A 20,258-nucleotide genomic window follows, 5' to 3' on the forward strand; every position below is an offset into this window, starting at 1 on the left:
GTTTATGAAAATTAAACTTATTCTTGTCATGATCTTCCTCTATGGTGGTATACTGACATTACAGGCGAAAGAATACAATGCTTCTCTTTTTGGCATTAAATCGAACGGAACAACATTAAATACCACTTCTATACAAAGAGCAATTGATTTTATTCATGAGCAGGGTGGGGGGACGTTACGATTCTACGTTGGACGTTATCTGACGGGAACTGTCGTGCTCAAAGAGAATGTGCATATTCAACTCGAAGAAGGCGCAATCCTGGTCGGCTCAACCAATATTTATGACTATAATATCGATGTCCCGAATTGTGCTTTGATTTATGCAAAGGACGCTAAAAATATCACCATTAAAGGGAAGGGAGTTATTGATGGACAAGGGCGTGAAGTTGCTTATAATTTGCTTGCACAGATCCAGAGCGGCGTGCTCAAAGATCCCTTAGACTATGATCGCCCGCGCAATAGAAGGCCAAAGGCCATTTATATGCGCTCTTGCGAAAATGTCCGTATTCATGGTGTCACCATCAAAAATTCAGCCGACTGGGTTCAGGTCTATGATCAATGTGTCAATACGGTCGTAGATAGCATCACAGTTGATAGCAAGGCTTTTTGGAACAATGATGGTATCGACATTGTCGATTGTCGTAACTTTAAGTTGCTCAACTCTTTTATCGATGCTTCAGACGATGCAATATGCCTAAAGTCGCATGATGCAACGAAGAGCTGTGAAGATGTTGAGATCCGCAACTGTACAGCACGGTCGAGTGCAAATGGTATTAAATTCGGTACTGTTTCCGCTGGCGGTTATAAACGCATTCGTATCATCAACAATAAAGTCTATGATACCTTTCGTTCGGCTTTGACGATTGCAACTCCCGATGGCGGCATAATAGAAGATATTCTTGTCGATAGTCTGACCGCATTTAACACGGGGAACCCTTTTTATTTGCGCATTGGCGCACGCTGGAATAAAGGACGCATCGGCTCCATTAATAATGTTGTGATTCAGAATGTAAAAGTTGAGGTGGCAAAAGAGAAACCAGACCGCGGTTATTCCTACGAAGGGCCTATTGAAGATAATCCGCGCAATCCATCGCCTTCGAGTATTGTAGGACTGAAAAATGCGCCCATCCGAAATGTGACCTTTAGGAATATCGAAATCAGCTACCCGGGTGGCTCGAACCCCCACTATGCCTATCGGGGGACGAGCAGAACGGATCTCGACAGTATTCCCGAAATGGAAGCATCTTATCCCGAATTTTCCCAGTTTAAAGAGCTTCCTGCCTGGGGTTTTTATATTCGACATGCAGAAAACATACATTTTGAAGGGGTCGTCCTCAAATTGAGGGAGCCGGATTATAGACCGATGTTGGTGCTGGATGATGTCAATGGATATGCACTGTCCAGGGTAAAGCAGGAGGGAGCAAAAGGAAAGAAAGAATTGGTAGCGCAGGGATCCAAAAAAATTAAACCTTAACGGAAATACGTAACTTGTTGGCCAAGATATAACCTGTTAAATTGAATGTTATGCGATTACACCTGTTGTTGGCCTTGACAGGCTTGATACTCTCCCTAGGATTGCGCGCTCAAAATACGGCGCAGGATTCTATTTATGTTTATGCGCATTACACAAAACAGGAAATTTATATTCCCATGCGGGATGGAAACAAGCTCTATACAGCAATTTACACCCCAAGAGATACGGCAAAGAGTTATCCGATTATGATGACGCGGACACCCTACAGTATTGCACCTTATGGGGAACAGAATTTTCGAATTCCGATCGGTCCAAGCATGGAATTTGCGAAGGAAAAATTCATTTTCGTTTACCAGGATGTCAGGGGGAAATATAAGTCTGAGGGCGATTTTATTGCCAATCGCCCCTATACGGATACGCCAGGAGCGGTCAATGAATCAACAGATACCTACGACACAATTGATTGGCTCGTGAAACACTTAAAATCGAACGGTAAAGTGGGGATATGGGGTATTTCCTCCCCTGGCATGTACGCATCAATGGCACTGATTGATTCACATCCCGCATTGTGGGCTGTATCGCCGCAGGCACCGGTAACGGATTGGTTTCTAGGGGACGATCGTCATCATAACGGGGCTTTTATGTTGATGGGGAGCTTTTCGTTTCTGTCCTCATTTGGAAAAAAACGCGATTCTATCGGTAGCAAGGGGCCAGCGGGTTTTTCCAATTATGGAACCGATCAAGCGTATTCCTTTTTTCTGAAAGCAGGAGCACTGGCCAATCTCAATGAGCAGTATTTAAAAGGCGAAAGCATCCTTTGGAACGAAATGATGTCTCATCCAAATTATGATGACTACTGGACGTCGCGAGCCTTTCTTTCTCGAATCCGCGAGCTAAAACCGCAGGTACTTGTTGTCGGTGGATGGTTTGACCAGGAAGACTTATATGGGCCATTGAAAACCTACCAGGCACTACAAAAAATTGCACCTGACCGTGTAAAATTAGTGATGGGCCCGTGGTATCATGGTTCATGGTCCAGGGGAAGTGGCCGTCAACTGGATAGCCTGGATTTTGGTCAAAATACAGCCAGCTATTATCGAAAAGAAATTGAACTTCCTTTCTTTGTAAGCCATCTCAAAGGGCAGGGGAAAGATGCACTTGCTGCGGCTACAGTTTTTGTAACAGGCGAGAATAGCTGGTCTTCTCATCAGACATGGCCTGTGGCGGAGGTACGTTCACAACCCTTGTTTTTTACAGCAGATAGAAAGTTGAGTTTAAAGCCAGCCCCCAAATCGGCATCTCCCTATGTCTCCTATATTTCTGATCCCAGCAAACCTGTTCCCTATACACGGGAAAAAACAGTTTTGCGCGGCTATAAATACATGTATGAAGATCAGTTTTTTGCCGCACAGCGACCAGATGTGCTTGTCTTTGAAACTGAAGTCTTAGAACAGGATGTGAAGTTGATGGGGAATATAAAGGCAAACCTGTTTGTCAGCAGCACGGGTAGTGATGCGGATTTTGTCGTAAAACTAATCGATGTGCATCCGTACAAAAAAGGGGATAAACTTTCGGACTGTCAATGTCTGATCCGTGGGGAAGTCATGCGGGCCAAATATCGAAAAAGCTTTGCTCATCCGGAAGCGATGAAACCCAACCGAGTTGAAGAAGTTCGTTTCGATATGCAGGATGCTGCTCATGTATTTAAAAAAGGGCATAAGATTATGGTGCAGATACAAAGCTCCTGGTTTCCTTTGGTCGATCGAAATCCACAGCAGTTTATGAATATTTATGATGCTGCCGACAAGGACTTCAAAACGCAGGAACATCGAATCTATTGTCAGGGGCAATATGCTTCTTTTATTTCATTACCTATTGTTACGTCTCATGAAAATTAAGTATTGTTGTTGTTTTGTTCTTATATGTATTTCCAGCTTTTCGCTTCGGGCGCAGGTCGATTATGCGCGAGCAGTTGTGAAGGAGCTGGCATCAAAGGCCTATGCAGGTCGTGGATATGTCTTCGATGGTGACCGAAAGGCCGCCGCTTTTATAGCCAAGGAGTTTAAAAAGAGTGGACTGCTGCCCTTGAGCGATCATTATTATCAACCTTTTGTGATGCCCGCGAACGTATTTCCTAAGGATGTTAAAATTACGGTAGATGGCCAAAAGCTCCGTATGGGTGAACAGGTGTTGATTGAAGCATCCAGTCCGTCCCTCAAGGGGAAATTTGAACTGACGGAGGTCATGATCTCTTCTAATACAGATGCTTTGGATAAACTGATGCAAAATGCAGCATTTCAACATAAATTTCTGGTACTTGATGAGCGTAAGGCTTTGGAAACGATGAAGCCCGACCAATTTCGATCCGCCTTACTACGACTTGCCCAAGGAGGGTATTACCGTGGGATTCTCGTGCAAACCAAGCAAAAGCTGCTTTGGCGGGGAGCTACCAGTCAGCTCAATCGACCCATTGTTTATGTAAAAAATAATGCTGCTGTAGCGTTGGAAGGGAAGCAGATCAATTTGGCAATCCATGCCCGCTTTCAGCCAGACTATACGACAAATAATGTCTGCGGTATGCTGAAGGGAACCAGTGCATCGGACTCTACGATTGTCATCACGGCGCATTATGATCATGTGGGGGCGATCGGTAGACATACTGTTTTTACCGGTGCCAATGACAATGCCAGTGGTACAGCCTTGATGCTCTATCTAGCACGCTATTATCAGCAGCATCCGCCGCGCTATAACATGGTTTTCTTGGCCTTTTCGGGCGAGGAAAGCGGTTTACTAGGCTCGAGTTTCTTTGCTAAGAATCCACTTATAGACCTCAAAAAAATTAAATTCCTGCTTAATTTTGATATGGCAGGCACAGGCGATGATGGCATTCAAGTGGTGAACGGCACGATATTTAAAGAACAATTCGAACGACTAACGGCAATCAATACGGATAAGAAATACCTACCTCAGGTGAAAGTGCGTGGACCAATGAACCGGAGCGACCATTATCCTTTTTATGAAAAAGGAGTGCCTTCATTTTTCATCTATACCCTGGGTGGCATTGATGCCTATCATGATATTTACGATCGATACGAAACGTTGCCCTTTACGCGGTTTAATGAGTATGTAAGGCTCATCATTGATTTTATCAGCACCATTTAATAAGGGATTATGATCGGTTAAATTTTTCGATATGAAACATCTTAAAAGGGCTTTGACCTTGGCACGGAAGATTTTTTGCTATAGTTTGTTGTACTTCATTCCATTTTGTAGCTATGGTCAACTGCAATTGGTTGTTTCACCTGATGGAAGTGACAATGGAGATGGTACACTGGCGCGCCCTCTGGCGTCGGTCGCTAAAGCGCTAACGTTGTTGCGCGCGCAACGAAGTGAGAAGCCTAAGCATACCGCTTTTGTGCTTCTTCGTGGTGGAACCTATTTCTTTGACTCGGGGATTTCATTGGATGAAAGAGACAGTCACACCATTATTCAGGCTTATGGCAATGAAAGGGTTATTTTTAAAGGCGCTATTCCGCTGTCGGTAACAGGTTTGCTTCAAACACGCGAGGGCGAATCGATCAATTTCTATCAACTGAATTTACGGGAACATGGTGTCAAGGACCTCGGACAATTGCGACAGGTTGGTTTTTCCAGAGCCAGTGGCAATGCTCCGGGTGAATTATTTGTGGATGGCAAAGCTTTTCATCTGGCGCGCTGGCCCAATCAGGGCATGGTGCCCATGGGAAAAGTGATCGATGCAGGTTCCATTCCGCGTAATCGGGATTCGAGCAATCGGGGCGGTGTTTTTCAGTATAAAGAATCACGTATCGATGCCTGGGCAAAGGAAAATGACCCCTGGATCGCGGGTTATTTCAAATGGGGCTACGCCGATGATATGGTCCGTGTCAAAAGCATTGATCCAAACAAAAAAAACATAACAACAAAAGAACCCACATTATATGGCTTTGATTATAAGAAAAAGTACAGGCAGTGGCGGGGTATAAATCTATTGGTGGAATTGGATACTGTAGGTGAGTTCTATCTCGATAGAAAAAGCGGCTTGCTGTCATTTGCTGTTGATAAGTCCATAAAGACATTAAGCTATTCTGTATTGGAAGAACCATTTTTTAGTCTGATCGGTACGCAGTATACACAGATTAAGGGCATTGAGTTTGAAGAATCCAGAGGAATGGGGATTTACCTGCGGGATACCTATGCTGTCGAGATTGATGCGTGTAGGTTTAATAATTTGGGGAGCCTGGGTGTTGCGGTTGGGTATGGAATAAAACCTTTTGAGCGTTTGCAGCACGAAGGTACGGGAGAGGTGCTGGACAACAGTATCGGAGATTTACATCAGCACCTGTATAGTCATCCGACATTTGATCAGAAAGGAGGTGAACAGAATGTCATTCGCCATTGTCATTTTTCTCATCTAGGAGCCGGCGGGATTTCGTTGTCGGGAGGAGACCGTAGCAAATTGACGAAAGGGAATAATCGAATTGAGAACTGTATCTTTTTTGATCTGAACCGTTTGGAGCGGTCCTATCGGCCGGCGATAGCACTCTACGGTGTGGGCAATACAGTCAAAAATTGTGAGATATCAGATTTGCCGAGTATGGCTATTCTCATTCATGGCAACGCGCATAAAATTGAATATAATTACATTCACAAGGTTGCACAGGAAGTTGATGATCAGGGGGCGATTTATATCGGACGGGATCCTTCGGAGCGGCACAATCTGATTCAATATAACCTACTCGCAAATATCCCCAAAACATTGAGGACTTCGGGTATATATCACGATGATGCATCAAGTGGGACCAAAGTATTCGGCAATATTTTCGTTAATGCCGGAGAGCGATCGGCATTTATTGGTGGAGGCTCGGATAATTGGTATGTGAATAACCTATTTGTAGGTGCTGGAAGGTGGGCGGTACGTGTGGACAATCGTTTGGAAAATTGGCTTAAAAATCTGAATGTGTACCAATCGGGGCATCTGTTTTATGATCGTTTGGTTGGCGTTAATTATCTAATAAGTCCTTATCGCGAGGCTTATCCTGAATTGGCATTGCAGTTCAGTCGAAATGGAAAACCTACAGGAAATGTATTTCAGGATAATCGGTTTTACAATTGTAAGCACATTTTAAAGGGTAAAAGAAAATGGCTTGCCTGGGATCAAAGTAACAGAGAAGGTTTTCTACCGGATTTCCGTCGCGATTTTCAGAAAATGAATTTAAAGGAACTCCAAGTTGTTCTAGGGACGAAAGCCCTAGAACAACAGATTCCCATAGACAATATTGGCCCTCAATAAGAGTTCTATTTCTCCGTTTGCTGTTTTATCCAGTTGAACCATTCGTTCTTTTGATCCGGATGGGTCCAGTGTCCTGTCTCCTTGTAGATGCGCAATGTTTTTGGTGCGTTGATGCCATTATAGCTAGCATACATGGAAGTCGGTGGGCAAATTATATCGTTGAATCCCCAGGAATAGAATCCCGGTACTGTAATGCGTTTGGCAAAGTTGACCACATCGTAATACGATAACGTTGTTTCGATATCACGGATGCCTTTTAAGGCACTGTAATTTGCTGGAGCAAAATAGTGGGGCCATCCACCAGCACGTTGATGCAGGTAGCCCGTCACGTCCGACAGCGCAGGATAGAGTGCCGCAACTGCGGTCACACGTTTATCCAATGCTGTGGTTGCGATACTCAGCGCACCGCCCTGACTACCACCCATAACAACGAGGTTTTTTCCATCCCATTCAGGTAGTGAAGTGAGATAGTCGTTGGCTCGCAGACAACCTAAGTAGACACGCTTATAATAAAACTGATCTTTATCCTGCAGATTATAGTTATAATATGCCTTCAAAGCACCTGCTGCTAGGTCTTTGTAGACCGCGGAGTCCAGGTCAACCGGAATGCCATGTATGCCAATGCTTAATACAATCATCCCTTTGGCGGCCAATTCAATCTCAGGGCCATAAGGGCGAACGCCAGCACCGGGCACACGCAATACAGCTGGATATTTACCCGGATCTGATGGCATGCTTAAAATACCATATATTTTGCTATTTCCAACGTTGTTAAATGATACGCGATAGACGTCGACCTCTACAGTACTTTTGTCAGGAAGCAAAGTTTTGCTGGCCTCGATGGGAACAGCCTGAAGTACTTTGACCGCCTTATCCCAGAACGAATTAAAATCCACCGGATTTTGTTGTGTAGCAATGATTTTTTCGGGTGAAAATCCGATTGTGCATAGCTTTTTGGTCTGCTTTCCATTTTTAGTCACAATAACAGTACAACGCAGAAAGCCTGGTTTCTTCAGTGTGAAAGGAGCACTTTTAAAATGCCCCTGAAAGGACGGTATCTGTGCACTGACAAAAGGGCTGACCATTTCGGGACCTATTTCGTAATACACACTATCGCTATGGAAAGCTTGTCCCCCCGCATTGACCTGAATATCAAAACTAACTTGATCGCCGGGTTTTGCGAGCCAGTTGTCGTACGCTGTATTAATCTGTATGTCTAATTTTTCGGTTTGCCCTTTACTGTTTATGGCACAGAACAGAAGCAAGGTTAGGAAAAGAAATTTGTTGATTTTTTGCATAGTAGTAGAATGAATCTAAATGGATTATTTCCCTGCTTCAATGAGCAGCAGCAATCCGAGAATAAATAAGCAAAACATAAATCCGAGCCACAGCATGGTCTGTTTGCTGGCGCCTTTGAATTCGCGCCAGATAAACACCCCCCATAAGGCCGCAACCAAAGTTGCACCCTGACCTAATCCATAGGATATTGCTGGCCCGGCTTTACCCGCAGCAATTAGATTAAGGGAATTGCCTATTCCCCAAATGATACCGCCGAGAATACCGACAAGGTGTACACTGAAATTACCTTTAAAATAATCGCTATAACGAAGAGGTGATCCCGCTAGTGGCCTTTTCATGAGTAAGGTGTTGAAAATAAAATTGCTCAATAAGATACCGCATGAAAAGATAAATACTGCCGTATAGGGCGTCATTTTTCCGATTGCTGGCGACTCAAAATTATTCAGGTCCATGGCGGATGCTATAAATCGATAAAATAACGACATCAACAGCCCTGCGAGCAGGCTAAGAAAAATTCCTTTCGAGGAAAGTTTCTGCTGATTTTTCATCATTCTTTTATAGGCAAAAGCATTGATTACAATGGCCACCGCGATACAGGCTACTCCAACAAATAGGAGGGATGGATTACCTTGCATTGCTGCAATATAGTTGATAAGTACTCCTAAAATCAATGCTGTACCGATACCAACCGGAAATGCAACAGCCATACCTGCCAGGGAGATCGCTGATGAGAGTAGGATATTGGCAGCATTGAAGATAATCCCACCAAGTAAGGCATTGCAAATATTGCTTCCCTCTGCTTGTTGCAGATCAGCGACAAACGGTCTGCCGAGCTCGCCATAACTGCCTAGTGTAAAGGCAAACAGTAACGAAAGGAGAAAAATGCCGAGCACATAATCCCAGTAGAAAAGTTCATAGCGCCAGCTTTTGTTGGCTAGTTTTTGGGTATTTGCCCAAGAACCCCAGCAGATCATCGTAATGATGCAGAAGATGATGGCTTGGGTATAGCTTGTTACAATAAACATGTCTTCTTGTTGAGTCTGTTAATATTTGAGAAAGGGTACTATTATCGACTTATAGCAGGAACCCAGAGCGTCGAAAAACCTCCAGTTTGACTGGCATCGGCATAAGGTACAAATACCAGCGATTGCTGCCCATTGTCTGCGGTTTTGATCTCGGTGGCGTAAGCTAATGTTCCAACCCAGCCTTTCGGTAACTTGTCCTGTGCATCGGTCAGTTTGATATTGTCTTGAAGCGGATAAACAAATTTTGTTTTATCCAGCTGGAGCTGCGGATTCAGTGATTGATCCAGGGCAAAGATCTGCGGTCCCCTTTTTAATGTAAAGCTATTGGGATAAGTTTTCCCACCATTGATAATTTCTGTTTCTATATCAAAAGAAACGACGATTTTATCCTTGTCTTTCCATTGGCGCTCGATTTTTAGCAATTGATCGGGACCAGATTCATAGCTTTTGCCATTGACTGTTGCTGTATAGTTTTTAGCCCATTCCGGAACGCGCAATTGAAGTGGAAATTGTGCTGAGCCTGGAATATGAACTTGTACAGTCGCGGTTCCCTTTCTTGGAAATTCACTTGTAAGGGTAAGTTCCAACGGTATGGTCTTTTGGGATGAAGTCTTGATATTCTCTTTGATCTGTGCCGGTTCATATAGCAATAATGTCGGGATATTGTTGAGCATACCAAAATTCAAGTAGGGGATAAGTGCTATTCCTCGTGGAACGCTGCTCAGGCAGCAGGTGATATTACAGCGGTAGGGTTTTTCGCCAATAAGAGGCGTATAGTAACTTACACAGCCAGTCTGCGGATTTTCGGCACCGAGTAGGTGGTTGTAGATCGTTTTTTCAATTTCATTATAATATTTTAGATCGCCAGTAATTGAAAAAAGCTGTGTATTGAATTGAAGCCAAGTCGTGGTGACACAGCCTTCCCCCATGTGGGCCGAGGTGTCGGCCAGGAGGTAATGGTTGTCCTGAAATCGCTCATGATCACTGGATGTACCTGTTGCAAATAATCTGTTGGCGCTGATATCATCGAAGGTGTAATTGATGACCTGAAGTAATTGACTATCCCCAGTCAGACGGTACATCTTGACCAGTCCGACGATATTTGAAAGCATCTCATAGGCTTTGGCATTAGCTACTTTATCGACGCGTTTATGCTTTAAAATGGAGTTAACAATAGCTGGACCACCTTCAAAGTCATATGCGCGAATGATGTAACGGCAAAATTCAAGATATTTTTTGTCGCCAGTCCATCGGTATAGATCTAGCATCGGGTCAATGACGGAAGTTGCGGCCATGCCGACATGCGATCCTGATTTCAGAATATTTTTTTTTCCGGGGGTATCGCCGAAAGTGCTGCAAAGGAGGTCGCCAATTTGTACAGCTGCTTTCAATGCCTTGGTATCTCCAACGGCGCCATAGTAAGCAAGCAATCCAAAGAGATCATATTTATGCACCCAGACATCCCAGGAGGTCCAACGGTTTTCAGCCAGGTAAGTGCCCAGATATCCATCTGTATCCTGTGTTTCGAGCAGGCGATGAAACATGCGGTCCATCTGTTGTTTCAGTCGCGGATCTTTGGTGACAATCCAGGTATTTGCTGCTGCCTCAAGATATTTTCCAATATGCTCACCGATCCATCGTTGTTTTCCGGGACGGTTTTCAAAACCAGCTAATAAACCTTCTTCATCAACCTGAAGCAGTCTTTTTTCGAGATTAAGCTGATAACGATTACCCAAATAGCCACTGATCCGATCTATTTGAGGAAGTTCAAGGTCATAGCGAGAGGGCACGACATAGTCGACTTTTGGGTTTGCTGCTGCGGTAATCAGCTGTGCTTTAGAATGCTGAATCGAGGTAAACAGCAGCAATACTGTAGCTGTTAAAATAAGACGAAGAGACATGATTATGTAAATAAGGTTAATAATTGAATTTCAGGTTATAAAATGTTGTATTCTTGCCAAAAAGGAATGGACGTCTGTGCTCCCATACGGGTAACAGAGATTGCTGCAGCTTTGGAAGCCAGTTTGACCGCATCGACGATCGGCATGTCCTTGGCAATACAGGCGGCAAGGACGCCACAGAACGTATCGCCTGCGGCGGTACTGTCCACTGCCTTGACTTCTTCCGCCGGAATCTGAATATAGTCATCCTTTTCCTTGAGCAGTGAACCTTTAGCGCCTAGGGTAACAATGATTATACCCGGGCATTTTTGATATAAATAGTCTGCCGCTAGGGCGGCCTCTTCCCAGTTTTCAATCGTCATGCCGGTATAAAATTGTGCTTCAGCTGTATTAAGCACGAGGATATCAACTTGTTGGAGTATTTTGTCTGGCAGGGCCTGTGCTGGGGCCGTGTTGAGTATAATTTTGGTATCATGCTGCACGGCAATGTCAATGGCCTGTTCGATGGTTTCTAGTGGAATTTCAAGCTGCATAAGTAATACTTTGCCGGAAATGATCTTATGCTTAACCGATTGAAGTTCCTTGGTTGTAAGTGTTGCATTGGCTCCCGGTGCGACGAGAATACAATTCTCCCCTTTCGCATCCACGGAGATAAGGGCTATGCCCGAAGGATTTTCTTCGTCCCGGAAGATGGTGTCAACCTGAATGCCTTCTTGCTGGAAATGCGCAATAGCCTGCTGGCCGAAGATATCTGTACCAACTTTAGCGATAAAGGCGACTGCACTACGGGACCGCGCCGCAGCAACCGCCTGATTGGCTCCTTTGCCACCGGGGACCATAAAAAATTGACCACCTAAAATAGTTTCTCCGGGTGCAGGAAGATGTGCTGCCTTGACCACCATATCCGTATTTGAACTGCCTAAAACGACAATAGTTGCGCTGCTCATAATAATTAGGTTTATACGCTGTTACTGAATTGATAACCAAAAGTACAGATTTCGTATTTCAGTTAATTATAACGGCTATTTTTTTCGTACAGGTAAGGGCAGGATAGTTAAAGCAACATCATTCCTATTTTTTGATTTATATAAAGTATCTTAGTATATATTCTCCGAGAGGAAATAAGACCAGTGTAACTTATAAAGTTTTTAGCGTATTTATCATGTAGATGTTCAAGCTATGAATATGACCAATGCAATAGCTCAATTTTTAAAAATACTTGAAATAAGTGACTTTTCTGCTACGCCCAAGTATCTGCAGTTAGCCAATACAATTGTTGATGCCGTTAAAAATGAAATTTTATCGAAAGATGATATGTTGCCTTCGATTAACGAGCTGAGCGGTTATCTTGATATTTCACGCGATACGGTGGAGAAAGCATACCGTTATCTAAAACAGCAGGAAATTATCGCATCTAATCCGGGGAAAGGTTATTATATCAATAAAATAGATGTGCAGTCCAAGGTAAAGATCGCCCTCTTTTTAAATAAGCTCAGCACACATAAAAAAATTGTCTATGACTCCTTTGCGCGTGAGTTGGGTGATTATGCCAATTTGGATTTATTTGTATACAACTCGGATCTTTCTTATCTGAATACGTTGCTTGGAAGTTTGACCAAGACGTATGATCATTACGTGCTATTTCCGCATTTCAAAGAAGGACGGGATAAAGCTCCGGATATCATCCGAAAAATTCCGGCAGAAAAACTCATGTTATTGGGTCGTTTTATTGAGGATGTACCGGGCGAATTTCCTGCTGTTTATGAAAATTATGAGCAGGATATCTATAGTGCCCTGGAAGAGGCTAACGAGTCATTAAGTAAATATCAGATGCTCAAATTGGTCTTTCCAGATCATAGCGATTTTCCGAAAGCTATTATTAAAGGATTTTATAAATTCTGTCAGCAATATGCATTTGATCACGAATTGGTTGCCGATCTTCATCGTGAAAAGGTTGTAAAAGAGACTTGCTACATCAACATTATTGAAGATGACCTCGTCAAGTTACTGAATAAGATTATACAGAAAAAATTGGTCATTGGGATGGATGTTGGGGTTATATCCTATAATGAAACACCATTAAAAAAATTTATATTGAATGGTATTACGACGATATCGACCGATTTTGAAATGATGGGACGATTGGCTGCCGAATTGATCCGAAGTAAATCCAAGGATCGGGTTGAAGTCCCATTCTATTTAAAGCTTAGGCCCTCCGTATAGGTCAAAAAAAAGCAGGCTAATCAAGACGATTAGCGTGCTTTTTTTGACAGATATGATCTAGCCCTTTATGTATTATAGTGTAATATTAAAGAAGCAGCTCGTTTATTCTTATTTCTTTATCGTTTTTATAGGAAACAGGTCAATAACACCTTTTGCAACCTTGCTGATGTTATTAATTGCTTTTTCTGGGTTATCAACATCGCCAGAGCCACGAGCCTGCCAAATCACTGCGTTTGTTTTACGATCGATGGCTTCGATAATCAAATGGCCGTAACGATAGCGTTCTTTTGCAACTGGGTAATAGCCGCCGCCATAGTAATAAGGTGAAAACCATGGACGGTACCAGCCCCATGGACCACCCCAGCCGTAATAACCGCCACCACCATAGACCAAACGGCTTTTATTGTTGACAATGGTAATATACCGAAATAGTAAATCAGGATTATCTTTAGAATATTGTAGGCCCTTTGCCTCCAACGCCGTATTCGCGGCATCCAAGATATTGGCTTTGGCGATATCGTTGTCAAAATAAGACTTCGAAAGCGAGTCTACCGGAGGTAACCAAGCATAGGTCTTGAAAGGAGTAAAATCCATCTTTTCTACCCGAGTGGTATTGTATTGATAAGACGAACATGATGCGAGTGCAACGCAAAGCACCAAAAATAATAGAATCTTTTTCATCGTAGTAATTTATTTATCAACTGTGATGAATCTACCATGAGTATTTTGTCGCCGTATTGGACAACCACACTCATGATGGTTCATGGCCTATATGGAACTTATATTTATTTAACTAATTTGTTTTTATTCTTTATCCGCATACCTTTCAATTGTAAAAATAGTACAGTTGACGGTCTTTATGGCAATTGTTTTTTTACCGTCCGGGATGCTACTGTCCTTTTTGGTTTTACAATCTATTACTTTAGACAAAAAACTATAAATATGGTTTAATCCGAATTGTAAAATTAATAGGGATATTTTGCCACCAACGGAATCTGTCTTCCTGGACCAAAAGCTTTTGGACTAACACGCAGGATAGGCGGAGCTTGAAAACGTTTGAATTCCGCATTATTAACCAATTTACATACCCTTTCTACTAACGATTTTTCAAAGCCCATTGCTACAACCTCAGATCCCGCTTTCTCATTTTCGATAAGTTCAAAGAGGATTTGATCCAATAGATCGTATTCGGGTAGCGAGTCCGAATCTTTTTGATCGGGTCGAAGTTCCGCAGAGGGTGCTTTTTCAATGGTATTGACTGGAATGATCTCCCTTTCTCGATTGATATAGCGCGCTAAATCGTAGGCTTTGGATTTGTAAACATCACCGATTACAGAGATGGAACCTGCCATATCACCATAGAGTGTACCATATCCTACAGCAGCCTCACTTTTGTTGGATGTATTGAGTAAAATATTGCCGAATTTATTGGAAGCGGCCATCAGAATTACCGCACGTGCGCGCGCTTGAATATTCTCTTCAGTCGTATCTGGCTGCAGCCCTTCAAAAAGAGGAGCTAAACTATGTTCGAAGGCATTGGCAATATCTTTGATCGGAACGATATAATGTTTGCAACCGGTATTGTTGACGAGATCCATTGCATCTTTTATCGAATGGTCGGAAGAGTAGACCGATGGCATCAGTATGGCTAATACATTATCGGCACCCAGAGCCTCGCAGGCCAAAGCGGCAACTAAGGCCGAATCTAGCCCGCCGGACAGACCTAAAACCGCCTTTTTGAAACCAGATTTTTGAAAATAATCACGTAGGCCAAGGATCAATGCATCATGTATAAGAGCCAGCTCAGTTATAGACTCTTTCGAAGAAGCTGTGGTGGAGGTTATATTTTGTTGATGATAGGTGACAAATTGAAGATCTTCTTCAAAGCTTTTTAGTTCAGCAATTTTTGTTCCTTCATTATTCAGGGCGATTGAACGGCCGTCAAAGATAATATCCATGTGAGCGCCAATTTGATTGACATAAATTAGCGGTCTGCCAGACTTTGTTACCTGTTGGCTGAGGACCTTGATCCGTTCATCAAAATGGGTATAGGAAAAAGGGGATGCCGCAATGTTGATGAGGAGGTCTGGATTTTCTTTTCTCAACTCTGCCATGGGGTCTCCAACGTAAGAATTGCCCCCTTCGTCATCATCCCACAAATCTTCACATATGGTTAAGGCGATTTTTACGCCGTTCAACTCGATACAATCAAAACGTCTGCTGGGTTCAAAATAACGATATTCATCAAATACATCGTAATCGGGCAAAAGGCCTTTTTTAACAATGTTTCGGACTGCCCCATGCTCAATAAATACAGCGGTATTATAAAGCTCTTTGCCCTCAGGATCACTGTTTTTGACGGGTGCTCCGATGATACAGGCGATATCCTGACAATGAGCAGCGATTTGATGAATAGCTTCATCGCATTGACGTTTAAAGGCCTTACTTCGCAAAAGATCCTTGGCAGGATAACCACCAATTGCAAGTTCGGCAAAAATAATAAGATCGGCTGTTGCTTCTTTGGCCTGTTGGATCGCGCTAATTATTTTTTTAGTATTTGCTTCAAAATTACCGATATGGTAATTCAATTGTGCTAAAGCTATTTTCATATGCTATTAATCGTCTAACTAAATAAGATACCAATTGATGTTGGATCTTCTCACAAATTTATTTCTTTTTTTTGATACTCAGACCGCCCTTAGTCGAATAAAAGCGCTAAATTATCTTCCGATCAATTGAAGGACATTGTATTACCAGCTATGGCCTGTAAGTGGAATGAATGCACAGTGAGTCCATGTTGAGTCTATCTGTTGAGCTGCTATCGTTGTAGATGTATGTTTTTTACAACGCGGGACGGTATTGAATGTGCTAAATTGTTTTAACGTAATTTTAACAACGTTAAATGCTGTTAAATTTCTTGACATGAAAGCAGATCTGTAGTACCTTTGATATATCAAAAGAAACGAAAGATATTTAAAAATAATATATAAAGAACTTTTCATAATTTAGGTTAATAATTGGTTAGGTAAAGCTCGGAGTTCCCCACTTCGAGCTTTTATTTTTTCTAGACACCTGTTTCAAGTCGTGTTTCAATGGATCATACCGAAAGTTTGGGGGGTAATCATTTTTAAGCATACAATTTCATCACTCTGTACAGGAAGAATGTTGTATCCCTTACTCCACGGAAGACGCTCCTGAAAGCTTTGAGTTTTGCATTGAAGGACTTTGCGGATGCATTGGTGCTTCTATTGTCGAAGTAGTGGAGAATGTATTGATGATGTGCTGCAATGGATCTTGCGACACTCTCGAATGAAGCAATACCCGCGTTCTCAACCTGGTTGTGCCACAGTCCTAACTTTGTGAAAGCAACTTTTTTATCCCTGCATTTATTGAAGATGTCACCTAAGGCAACTCCAAGATCATAAGCCTGTTTTAGCTTGGGAAACCTGATGAACAGCAGTTCTGCACGGCGTTTTTGGCTTTCCGACCATCGACTTGGATGCTTGAACAGGAGGTGTCTCGACCTAGCTAATAGCTGTTTGAGCGTATCACCATTAGGCAACAACTCGGGGTCATATGGGATACCCCGTTTTCGCGATTCCATTATTTTTTTGCTTTCTGCATCTAAGACTTCCCATCGGTATTTGATACGGAGTTCCTGAACAGCATCATAAGCAAGTTTTTGTACATGAAACCGATCGATAACCCTTCTGGCATTTCTGAAACACCTACGGATAGCCTTTGCCATATTGGGGGCCATATCCATCGTTACTTCCCTAACTTTGTTCCTTAGTTTAAGTGGAATGCGCTCTAATACAGCAATAATATCTTCCGCCTTTGTCCCTCTTATGGTAGCCAATATGGTTCCCTTCCTGCCCTTTGCTGATTTACTGCTTACGATCGTGTAAAGTTCACCGTTGCTAAAGCTGGTCTCATCGATGCTCAGGTGTTCCGATATGTTATCAGGAAAAAGGGTCCATTGCTCTGCGTGTGGCTTTTGGTCCCAGTCCTGGAAGTCACTGAGATGGTTCTTGTATTGATCCTGTAGTTGCTTACCGTCCATTTGGAAGAACAGACCTACCAATTGGGCGCTTACAGGATGATTATCCAAATATCTTCTTTAAAAAAAGCCCGAATTCCGTAGTCATTCGAGCACCCTCACGCACCAGATTCCAATCTCTTGTGATGATCTCTCCGGTATCCAGGACCGTCCAGCGACGACGGCGGATATGTAGCGTAACTTTCTGGCCTCGAATGGGAAAGTCTGAAATCTCAGTGGAAGGCATGAAGCCCTTTGACTCCAACTTGCTGTTCTGATAGCCTGTCGGAGCAATATTAAGCTCATCTAAATAAATGTGGAGCTGATTGTCAACCTGATCGACTTCTAAAATCTGAAAGTATTCCAATAGCCCTTCGGGCATCAATAGGGACAGTAATTTACGTTCGGCTTCTTGCAAGGGATATCTGTATTAAGGATGCTAAACTAAGAAATTTTTGACATTCCCCCCAAGAATTCAGCTTGATCCGTTTCAATTTCCTTCTTTGTTTAATTAATTTAAGGTATTGTTTATCGATCATACTATTGTCGCACAACAGCGATCTTTTTGTTACGTAAGTATAGCTTCTACTTTTTTTCTCTTTTATTTTTTAGCGGCAAATTAGGATCAGATAGTGATCAAATTAACTCTTTTGACAGTGCTTGTTCAGTGATTGCTCAGTGTAGACTGAATGATCAATGACTGATCACTGTTTAAAAAGCGATTGAAAATTGTTATTAGGTATAGGTTGATATGAAAATATATCAGTTTTAAGATCTATCTTACTTTTAAGTTTTGGATAATTTTGCTAGCATATAAAACTATCGTACAATAAACACATTAATTGTTGAAAACCTCATTGAACTAAAAAGCTCCTAAAATGAGATCATTTTAGGAGCTTTTATGCTTTATTGCTTCAGAAGGGGCGATAATTATTTGATATCTGTAACTTCAATCACAAAATCCAATGGTGAGTTTGCCGGAATAGTTCCGACAGCCTGGTTTTGGTATCCATAAAGGGAAGGTGCCATGATGTGAATTTTACTGCCTTTTTGTAGACCTTTTTCGGTTAAGCCGCCCAATTTCATGTCACCGATTTTTTGTGGTGCAAATGTGAAGGTCCAAGCAGGAATAATGGTGCTATAAAATGGATATTGATACCCCGTGTTTGTGATGATTTCAAATTCTTTGGCCGTATCAGTTTTATCAAATACACTTCCACTCAATAACTTTCCAACATATTTTACAGTCGGTTTAAATTTTAAGTATTTACCATTTAATGTGTCAACCACTTTATATTCATAATTTCCGGTTCCTTCGGCAAGAATTTCATACCAAATTCCTGTTTCGCTATTGTATTGTGCAGCAGGATAATTTTGGCTAACGTAATTTTTAAGTGTTACAGAATCCGTTTTAAATTGTGCATTCGCATCATAAACAGGTGCATCGTCACTTTTGTTACAGCTTACAATAAGGAAAGAGATTGCTGCAATTCCCATGAATAGTGGTGATAACAGTTTTTTCATTGTATTTTTTTATTGGTTTTTCAAGGAAAAGCTATTTTCTTTATAAAAGTAGCTTTGCAAATGTATATTATTTTTTCTTCGTTAGAAGTTTTCACTGTAAGAATTAACATTTTGATACAGTAATTTACACTTCTGATCGTGGACTACGGCGGTGGTTGCTTACAAAAAAGCCATTCTCACGAGGAAAATGGCTTTGATGAATGCATTGTTTATGTTTCTTAGTTGGAAGTAGCAGCTCCAATAGTCAACAATTCAATCGTATATACGACAGGTGTATTTTTAGGTACTGTCACCTTCTCACTGCCTTTGGTATATTCAGTTTGATCAAACGTATAATATGAAGGGGCAATAAAAGTTATTTTATCTCCCTTTTGTAATCCTTTTGGAAGTAAACCGTGTGGATAGTAATCTCTTCCATCTTGTTTAATAGTAGGAGGCGTAAATGCTCTCATCCATGCAACATTATAGATACTGAATGCATTGTAGATATTGGTGTAATTTGCCGGCGTTCCTGTAGCGCTTTTGTCGAAAACAGTTCCGTCCATGAGCTCTCCTTTAAAGTTAAATGTTGCAGCAAATGGTGTAATCGCAGCACCACTATTTGTTAACGTGATACCATAGGTATACGGTGTAGCGGTCTCTTTGGCATATTCAATTTTGTACCACATTCCTTTTGAAAGCGAAGAGTCTGAACGCATAGCATCGTTACCCCATTTTTGCCTTGCGTAAGCTTCCAAAATTGGAGCTTGAATTTTGTATAGCGAGTCCTGTCTTGCCTTTTCTTTTTTTATGGCTTCCTCTTGTTGTTTGTAATAAGCATCCCAATCAAAATTATCTTTATTACAAGCCGTAAAAAGAACCCCCAGACACAAAAACGCCATTAATAATTTCGTGATATTTTTCATAATTTCTTAAAGTGTGTATTAATTATAAAATCCAAAACGCAGGAATGATGGAATTCGCTACAAGTAAATGTTAAATTATTCTAAAAAAACAGCTAACTCCTTTGAATTCAGGTATTTTTGTTGTATACTTTTTAGACGAAATTCACGATCAAAACGTAGGAGAGTTGGGAAGATCATTTTTCTTCCTTGTATCAATTGCAAAGCTAAAGGATGGTATTGTCCTGTTTTCTTTCTTTTGCTTAAGGGCCTCCACATACTTTGGTCAAAAGCAATGTCTTGGATAGATTCTGCATCTAAATGAACAGCGTAGTAACGCTTGTTTATTAATTGGACAATCTGCTTTTTTGTAAAGATTTCCTTTTCCATTTTCCGGCAATAACTGCACCAATCCGTATGAATAAAGAGGAGCGTTTCGCGCGGTGAAACAGTCAGGAGTGAATCGAGTTGTGCAAAATCAATCCAATTTATCCGCTCCTGTCCTTGAGAACAGAGCGGATAAAAGAATAGGATCAATAGCACATATATTTTTTGGAAATGCTTCATATCCCAAATCCATG

General features: G+C 41.9%; 16 protein-coding genes. 5 read left to right on the forward strand and 11 right to left on the reverse strand.

Translation table 11 applies throughout. From position 1 onward, the window contains the following. Positions 1–4: 4 nt before the first annotated feature. The 4 genes from AACH28_RS18500 to AACH28_RS18515 are packed head-to-tail and all read left to right on the forward strand — an operon-like array spanning position 5 to position 6,785. Entirely contained in the window at positions 5–1,474 is a 1,470-nt protein-coding gene (locus AACH28_RS18500; RefSeq protein ID WP_341831199.1) for a glycosyl hydrolase family 28 protein, read from the forward strand. A 50-nt stretch (positions 1,475–1,524) separates the two neighbouring features. Further along, positions 1,525–3,372, forward strand: a complete 1,848-nt coding sequence (locus AACH28_RS18505) for a CocE/NonD family hydrolase (RefSeq protein WP_336830276.1) — start codon at positions 1,525–1,527, stop codon at positions 3,370–3,372. Further along, positions 3,362–4,636 (forward strand): M28 family metallopeptidase, encoded by a 1,275-nt coding sequence (locus AACH28_RS18510; protein ID WP_286767719.1) that lies wholly within the window; start codon positions 3,362–3,364, stop codon positions 4,634–4,636. Before AACH28_RS18505 ends, AACH28_RS18510 begins: the two co-directional genes overlap by 11 nt. A 31-nt stretch (positions 4,637–4,667) precedes the next feature. Beyond that, positions 4,668–6,785 (forward strand): right-handed parallel beta-helix repeat-containing protein, encoded by a 2,118-nt coding sequence (locus tag AACH28_RS18515; RefSeq protein WP_341831200.1) that lies wholly within the window; start codon positions 4,668–4,670, stop codon positions 6,783–6,785. 5 nt (positions 6,786–6,790) lie between these two features. Here the strand turns inward: AACH28_RS18515 and AACH28_RS18520 are convergent, their stop codons facing one another. The 4 genes from AACH28_RS18520 to rbsK are packed head-to-tail and all read right to left on the reverse strand — an operon-like array spanning position 6,791 to position 11,957. Then, positions 6,791–8,083, reverse strand: coding sequence for an acetylxylan esterase (locus AACH28_RS18520; protein ID WP_341831201.1), 1,293 nt, complete (start codon positions 8,081–8,083; stop codon positions 6,791–6,793). A gap of 24 nt (positions 8,084–8,107) precedes the next feature. Further along, complete coding sequence (locus AACH28_RS18525) at positions 8,108–9,109, reverse strand: GRP family sugar transporter (protein ID WP_341831202.1); 1,002 nt, start codon at positions 9,107–9,109, stop codon at positions 8,108–8,110. Between the two features lie 41 nt (positions 9,110–9,150). Continuing rightward, positions 9,151–11,010, reverse strand: coding sequence for a beta-L-arabinofuranosidase domain-containing protein (locus AACH28_RS18530; protein ID WP_341831203.1), 1,860 nt, complete (start codon positions 11,008–11,010; stop codon positions 9,151–9,153). 35 nt (positions 11,011–11,045) lie between these two features. Beyond that, positions 11,046–11,957: a ribokinase gene (gene rbsK, locus AACH28_RS18535; RefSeq protein WP_286767724.1), complete on the reverse strand. Its 912-nt coding sequence runs from the start codon at positions 11,955–11,957 to the stop codon at positions 11,046–11,048. A 232-nt stretch (positions 11,958–12,189) separates the two neighbouring features. On the opposite strand from rbsK, the gene AACH28_RS18540 reads away from it, so the two are divergent. After that, on the forward strand, positions 12,190–13,233 hold the full coding sequence (locus tag AACH28_RS18540; protein WP_312335457.1) for a GntR family transcriptional regulator: 1,044 nt from the start codon (positions 12,190–12,192) through the stop codon (positions 13,231–13,233). A 108-nt stretch (positions 13,234–13,341) separates the two neighbouring features. On the opposite strand, the gene AACH28_RS18545 is transcribed toward AACH28_RS18540, so the two are convergent. The 7 genes from AACH28_RS18545 to AACH28_RS18575 form a co-directional block, all read right to left on the reverse strand. Next, complete coding sequence (locus AACH28_RS18545) at positions 13,342–13,914, reverse strand: DUF4136 domain-containing protein (RefSeq protein WP_336830794.1); 573 nt, start codon at positions 13,912–13,914, stop codon at positions 13,342–13,344. A gap of 284 nt (positions 13,915–14,198) precedes the next feature. Beyond that, the gene (locus AACH28_RS18550) at positions 14,199–15,842 is read right to left on the reverse strand and encodes an NAD+ synthase (RefSeq protein WP_341831204.1); all 1,644 of its coding nucleotides are present in this window, start codon (positions 15,840–15,842) and stop codon (positions 14,199–14,201) included. Between the two features lie 518 nt (positions 15,843–16,360). Continuing rightward, positions 16,361–17,344 carry a transposase gene (locus AACH28_RS18555; protein ID WP_313262116.1) on the reverse strand — a complete coding sequence of 328 codons (984 nt, stop codon included), beginning with the start codon at positions 17,342–17,344 and terminating at the stop codon, positions 16,361–16,363. Continuing rightward, positions 17,337–17,690, reverse strand: coding sequence for a transposase (locus tag AACH28_RS18560; RefSeq protein ID WP_286767917.1), 354 nt, complete (start codon positions 17,688–17,690; stop codon positions 17,337–17,339). Before AACH28_RS18560 ends, AACH28_RS18555 begins: the two co-directional genes overlap by 8 nt. Positions 17,691–18,202: 512 nt before the next feature. Beyond that, on the reverse strand, positions 18,203–18,796 hold the full coding sequence (locus AACH28_RS18565; RefSeq protein WP_341831205.1) for an FKBP-type peptidyl-prolyl cis-trans isomerase: 594 nt from the start codon (positions 18,794–18,796) through the stop codon (positions 18,203–18,205). A gap of 218 nt (positions 18,797–19,014) precedes the next feature. Then, on the reverse strand, positions 19,015–19,701 hold the full coding sequence (locus AACH28_RS18570; protein ID WP_341831206.1) for a hypothetical protein: 687 nt from the start codon (positions 19,699–19,701) through the stop codon (positions 19,015–19,017). A gap of 75 nt (positions 19,702–19,776) precedes the next feature. After that, entirely contained in the window at positions 19,777–20,244 is a 468-nt protein-coding gene (locus AACH28_RS18575; RefSeq protein WP_341831207.1) for a thioredoxin family protein, read from the reverse strand. Between the last annotated feature and the right edge of the window lie 14 nt (positions 20,245–20,258).

The organism is Sphingobacterium thalpophilum, assembly GCF_038396785.1.
Classification (GTDB): domain Bacteria; phylum Bacteroidota; class Bacteroidia; order Sphingobacteriales; family Sphingobacteriaceae; genus Sphingobacterium; species Sphingobacterium thalpophilum_A.

Coding starts and splice junctions, on each gene's coding strand:
- AACH28_RS18575 (WP_341831207.1), bottom strand. CDS start 20,244: ATGAAGCATTTCCAAAAAATATATGTGCTATTGATCCTATTCTTTTAT.
- AACH28_RS18500 (WP_341831199.1), top strand. CDS start 5: ATGAAAATTAAACTTATTCTTGTCATGATCTTCCTCTATGGTGGTATA.
- AACH28_RS18530 (WP_341831203.1), bottom strand. CDS start 11,010: ATGTCTCTTCGTCTTATTTTAACAGCTACAGTATTGCTGCTGTTTACC.
- AACH28_RS18565 (WP_341831205.1), bottom strand. CDS start 18,796: ATGAAAAAACTGTTATCACCACTATTCATGGGAATTGCAGCAATCTCT.
- AACH28_RS18520 (WP_341831201.1), bottom strand. CDS start 8,083: ATGCAAAAAATCAACAAATTTCTTTTCCTAACCTTGCTTCTGTTCTGT.
- AACH28_RS18570 (WP_341831206.1), bottom strand. CDS start 19,701: ATGAAAAATATCACGAAATTATTAATGGCGTTTTTGTGTCTGGGGGTT.
- AACH28_RS18545 (WP_336830794.1), bottom strand. CDS start 13,914: ATGAAAAAGATTCTATTATTTTTGGTGCTTTGCGTTGCACTCGCATCA.
- AACH28_RS18510 (WP_286767719.1), top strand. CDS start 3,362: ATGAAAATTAAGTATTGTTGTTGTTTTGTTCTTATATGTATTTCCAGC.
- AACH28_RS18525 (WP_341831202.1), bottom strand. CDS start 9,109: ATGTTTATTGTAACAAGCTATACCCAAGCCATCATCTTCTGCATCATT.
- AACH28_RS18515 (WP_341831200.1), top strand. CDS start 4,668: ATGAAACATCTTAAAAGGGCTTTGACCTTGGCACGGAAGATTTTTTGC.
- AACH28_RS18505 (WP_336830276.1), top strand. CDS start 1,525: ATGCGATTACACCTGTTGTTGGCCTTGACAGGCTTGATACTCTCCCTA.
- rbsK (WP_286767724.1), bottom strand. CDS start 11,957: ATGAGCAGCGCAACTATTGTCGTTTTAGGCAGTTCAAATACGGATATG.
- AACH28_RS18540 (WP_312335457.1), top strand. CDS start 12,190: ATGAATATGACCAATGCAATAGCTCAATTTTTAAAAATACTTGAAATA.
- AACH28_RS18550 (WP_341831204.1), bottom strand. CDS start 15,842: ATGAAAATAGCTTTAGCACAATTGAATTACCATATCGGTAATTTTGAA.